At 71.3% G+C, this 3,591-nt stretch carries 3 protein-coding genes and 1 pseudogene; all 4 read left to right on the top strand.

All coding sequences use genetic code 11. From position 1 onward, the window contains the following. Positions 1–137 (top strand): annotated as a pseudogene (locus tag OQF71_RS14165) (LysE family translocator); the annotation flags it as partial. Positions 138–221: 84 nt separating this feature from the next. Then, positions 222–1,274, top strand: a complete 1,053-nt coding sequence (locus OQF71_RS14160) for an NAD(P)-dependent glycerol-1-phosphate dehydrogenase (protein WP_280588456.1) — start codon at positions 222–224, stop codon at positions 1,272–1,274. A 135-nt stretch (positions 1,275–1,409) separates the two neighbouring features. Further along, entirely contained in the window at positions 1,410–2,045 is a 636-nt protein-coding gene (locus OQF71_RS14155) for a DUF420 domain-containing protein (protein ID WP_280588455.1), read from the top strand. A gap of 79 nt (positions 2,046–2,124) precedes the next feature. After that, complete coding sequence (locus tag OQF71_RS14150) at positions 2,125–3,441, top strand: M28 family metallopeptidase (protein WP_280588454.1); 1,317 nt, start codon at positions 2,125–2,127, stop codon at positions 3,439–3,441. Positions 3,442–3,591 lie beyond the last annotated feature (150 nt).

The raw sequence follows: 3,591 nt of genomic DNA, 5'->3' as shown, positions 1-3,591 counted from the left end.
CCGTGCTCGGCGCCGCCGCGACCCGGCCCGCGTCGCTCGCGCCGGTCGGCGCGGTCGCGGCGGCGGCCGTGCTCGCCGGGTTCGGCGTCTTCTTCCTGTACGACGCGGCCACGACGCTGGCGACGCTTGCGGCGTAGCCGCCGCGGTACAGCGCCACGGTCGCACTCCCGGGTGCCGGGCTCATGGGCAACGGCTTTGCCCCGCGAGCGCGACCGCCCGGTATGTTCGAGAAGTCCACGTGGATCAAGCTCCCGCGAAACGTGCTCGTCGGTCACGAGGTGATCGACGACCTCGGCGCGGCGGTCGGCGAGCTGTACCTCACGGGGCGGCCGCTGATCGTCACCAGCCCGACACCGAACGAGATCGCCGGCGACCGGGTGCGCGCCCAGTTCGACGACCCGGCGACCGCCGTCGTCGAGGACGCCTCCTTCGACGCGGTCGAGGAGCTCACCGAGACCGCCGAAGCGGTCGACCCCGGCTACCTGATCGCGCTGGGCGGCGGGAAGCCGATCGACATCGCGAAGATGGCCGCCGACCACCTCGACGTCGGCTTCGTCTCCGTCCCCACGGTCGCTTCCCACGACGGGATCGTCTCCGGGCGCTCCTCGATCCCCGAGGGCGACACGCGCCACTCGGTCGCGGCCGACCCACCGCTGGCGGTCGTCGCGGACACGACGCTCCTCGCGAACGCCCCGTGGCGGCTCACCACCGCGGGCTGTGCCGACATCATCTCCAACTACACCGCGGTGAAGGACTGGCGGCTCGCCCAGCGGCTCCGCAACGTCGAGTACAGCGAGTACGCCGGCGCGCTCTCGGAGATGACCGCGGAGCTGCTCGTCGAGAACGCCGACATGATCCGGCCCGGCCTCGAAGAGTCCTCGTGGGTCGTCGTGAAGGCGCTCGTCTCCTCCGGCGTCGCGATGTCGATCGCGGGCTCCTCGCGGCCCGCCTCCGGCGCGGAGCACCTCATCTCTCACCAGCTCGATCGGATCGCCCCCGGTAAGGCGCTCCACGGACACCAGGTCGGCGTCGCCTCGATCATGACGGAGTACCTCCACAGCGGCGAGAACGGTCGGTGGAGCGCGATCCGCGAGGCGCTCGCGGAGCTCGACGCTCCGACGACCGCCGCCGAGCTCGGCGTCAACGACGAGGAGCTGCTCGCCGCGCTCACGACCGCCCACGAGATCCGCGACCGCTACACGATCCTCCAGGGCGGGATCAACCAAGAGGCCGCGATCGAGGTCGCGAGCGCGACCGGGGTCATCGAACGATAGGTAGCGCGCGACCGGGGTCATCGAACGATAGGTCGCGAGCGCGACCGGGGCCATCGAACGATAGGTTGAGCGCAGACCGCCCCGACCGACGGGAGCACCCGAAGCCGACTTATCGCTCCGTTCCCTCCGTCCGATATGTCCACCGCCAGCGTTCGCGACCTGGCCAAAGAGCGGGCCGGCGCGATCACCGTGCTCCTCACGATCGTCGGCTACGGGGCCGTCGGCGGCGTCTTCCTCATCCCCGAGTTTCAGGCGCTGTTCCCGACGCTGACCCGCGGCACCGTCGATCTGCTCGCACACGGTATCGCCGCCGTCAACACCACCACGATCGTCACCCTCTCGCTCGGATGGTACTGGATCCGCAACGACGAGGTGAAGCGACACGCCGCCGCGATGACGACCTCGTTCGTCCTCATTCTCCTCTTCCTCGGCATGTACCTCCCGAAGGTCGCCGGCGGCGGGACGAAGCTGTTCGTCGGGCCCGACCCGGCGTACTACGCGTACCTCGTCATGCTCGCGGTCCACATCCTGCTCTCGATCGTCTCCGTGCCGGTCGTCCTCTACGCGATCGTCCTCGGGCTCACGCACACGGAGCGGGAGCTCCGGAACGAGACGCCACACCGGCGGGTCGGTCGAATCGCCGCGAGCGCGTGGCTCATCTCGCTCGTGCTCGGCGTCGTCACCTACCTCCTGCTGAACCACGTCTACGACTCGACGTTCGAGGCCGCGGAGGCGGCGGCGGCCCTCCTCCCGATCGTTCCCGGCATCTGAGCGACTCCTCCGAGTTATATCCCCCGGCACCGGCCGCCGCCACCGAAACGCTTGACCCGCCGCCGTCGAACTCTCAGCCATGACTGACTGGATCGGCGACACGTTCACCAGCGACGCCGGCTGGAGTCACCTCGAAGCCCTCGTCGACGTCGGGAGCCGGATGGCCGGCACCGACGGCGAGCGCGAGGGGCTCGAACTGACGCGCGACGCGCTGGCGGAGGCCGGCGCGCGCGACGCCCGGATCGAGGCGTTTCAGCTACAGGGGTGGGAGCGCGGCGACAGCGCGATCCGCGCCGCCGCCGACCTCGTCGCGAGCGGCATGAACGCCTGTATCGCGCTCCCGCGGAGCCCGAGCGGCGAGGCGACCGGCGAGTTCGTCGACCTCGGCTACGGCGTCCCCGAGGACTTCGAGACCGACCTCGACGGAAAGGTCGTGATGGTCTCCTCGGACACGCCCGACTCCGTCGACAGGTTCGTCCACCGCCGCGAGAAGTACTACCACGCCGTCGAGGCCGGCGCCGCCGCCTTCGTCTTCGCGAACCACGTCGAGGGGACGCTCCCGCCGACCGGCAGTGTCGGGACGGCGGACGCGCCCGTCGGAGACATCCCCGCGGTCGGCGTCTCGAAGGAGGCCGGTGCGCGGCTCTCCCGCCGACATGAGGGCGACGAGCTGACCGTCGTCGTCGACTGCGAGACCCCCGAGGCGACGAGCGGGAACGCCGTCGCCGAGCTCGGCCCCGACACCGACGAGTACCTCGTCGTCTCCTCGCACGTCGACGCCCACGACATCTCGCAGGGCGCGATGGACAACGGCGCCGGCACGGCGACGATCGTCGAGGTCGCGAACGCGCTCGCCGCCCGGGAGGCGGAGCTCGACCGGCGGGTCCGGTTCGTCGGTTTCGGCGCGGAGGAGGTCGGGCTCGTCGGCTCTTCGCTGTTCGCGGACGGGGTCGACCCCGACCGAGTCGCGGCCGTCGTCAACGTCGACAGCAACGTGTTCGGCCGCACCCTGAAGCTCGACCACCACGGCTTCGACGCGCTGGAGGCCGCCGCGGAGCGCGTGAGCGACCGCTTCGATCACCCGGTCTCGCTCGGCGAGGAGTTGGTTCCCCACAGCGACCACTGGCCGTTCGTCGAGCGCGGGATTCCGGGGTACATGGTCTCCGGCGAGACGGCGGGGCGCGGCCGCGGGTGGGGCCACACCGGTGCCGACACGCTCGACAAGCTGGAGTCGCGGAACCTCCGCGAGCAGGCCATCCTGCTGACCGACCTCGTCGCCGAGCTCGCGGACGAGTCGGTGACGACGGAGCGCCGGGACCGCGACGAGCTCGCGGCGGCGCTCGAACGCGAGGGCAAGGCGACCGGCATGAAGATCACGGGCGACTGGCCGTTCTAAGGACGGCCCCCCGCCGCGAACCGGGAGGTTTTCACCCGCCCCGGCCACACCTCTCGCGTATGGAACCGTCGGAACGACGCGTCGCGGTCGTCGGCGGCGATCGGGCGGCGGCGCTCCGGCACGTCCTCGCGGGGCTCCCGCACCGCCTGG

The sequence above is a fragment of the Halorubrum sp. Boch-26 genome (genome assembly GCF_029889805.1).
Taxonomy (GTDB): domain Archaea; phylum Halobacteriota; class Halobacteria; order Halobacteriales; family Haloferacaceae; genus Halorubrum.
The sequence above is the reverse complement of the archived record's forward strand: the minus strand, read 5'-3'. Positions and strand labels throughout refer to the sequence as shown.

Bases quoted from the DNA above. Each gene is read 5' to 3' on its own strand.
- OQF71_RS14160 (WP_280588456.1), top strand. From the start codon at position 222: ATGTTCGAGAAGTCCACGTGGATCAAGCTCCCGCGAAACGTGCTCGTC.
- OQF71_RS14155 (WP_280588455.1), top strand. From the start codon at position 1,410: ATGTCCACCGCCAGCGTTCGCGACCTGGCCAAAGAGCGGGCCGGCGCG.
- OQF71_RS14150 (WP_280588454.1), top strand. From the start codon at position 2,125: ATGACTGACTGGATCGGCGACACGTTCACCAGCGACGCCGGCTGGAGT.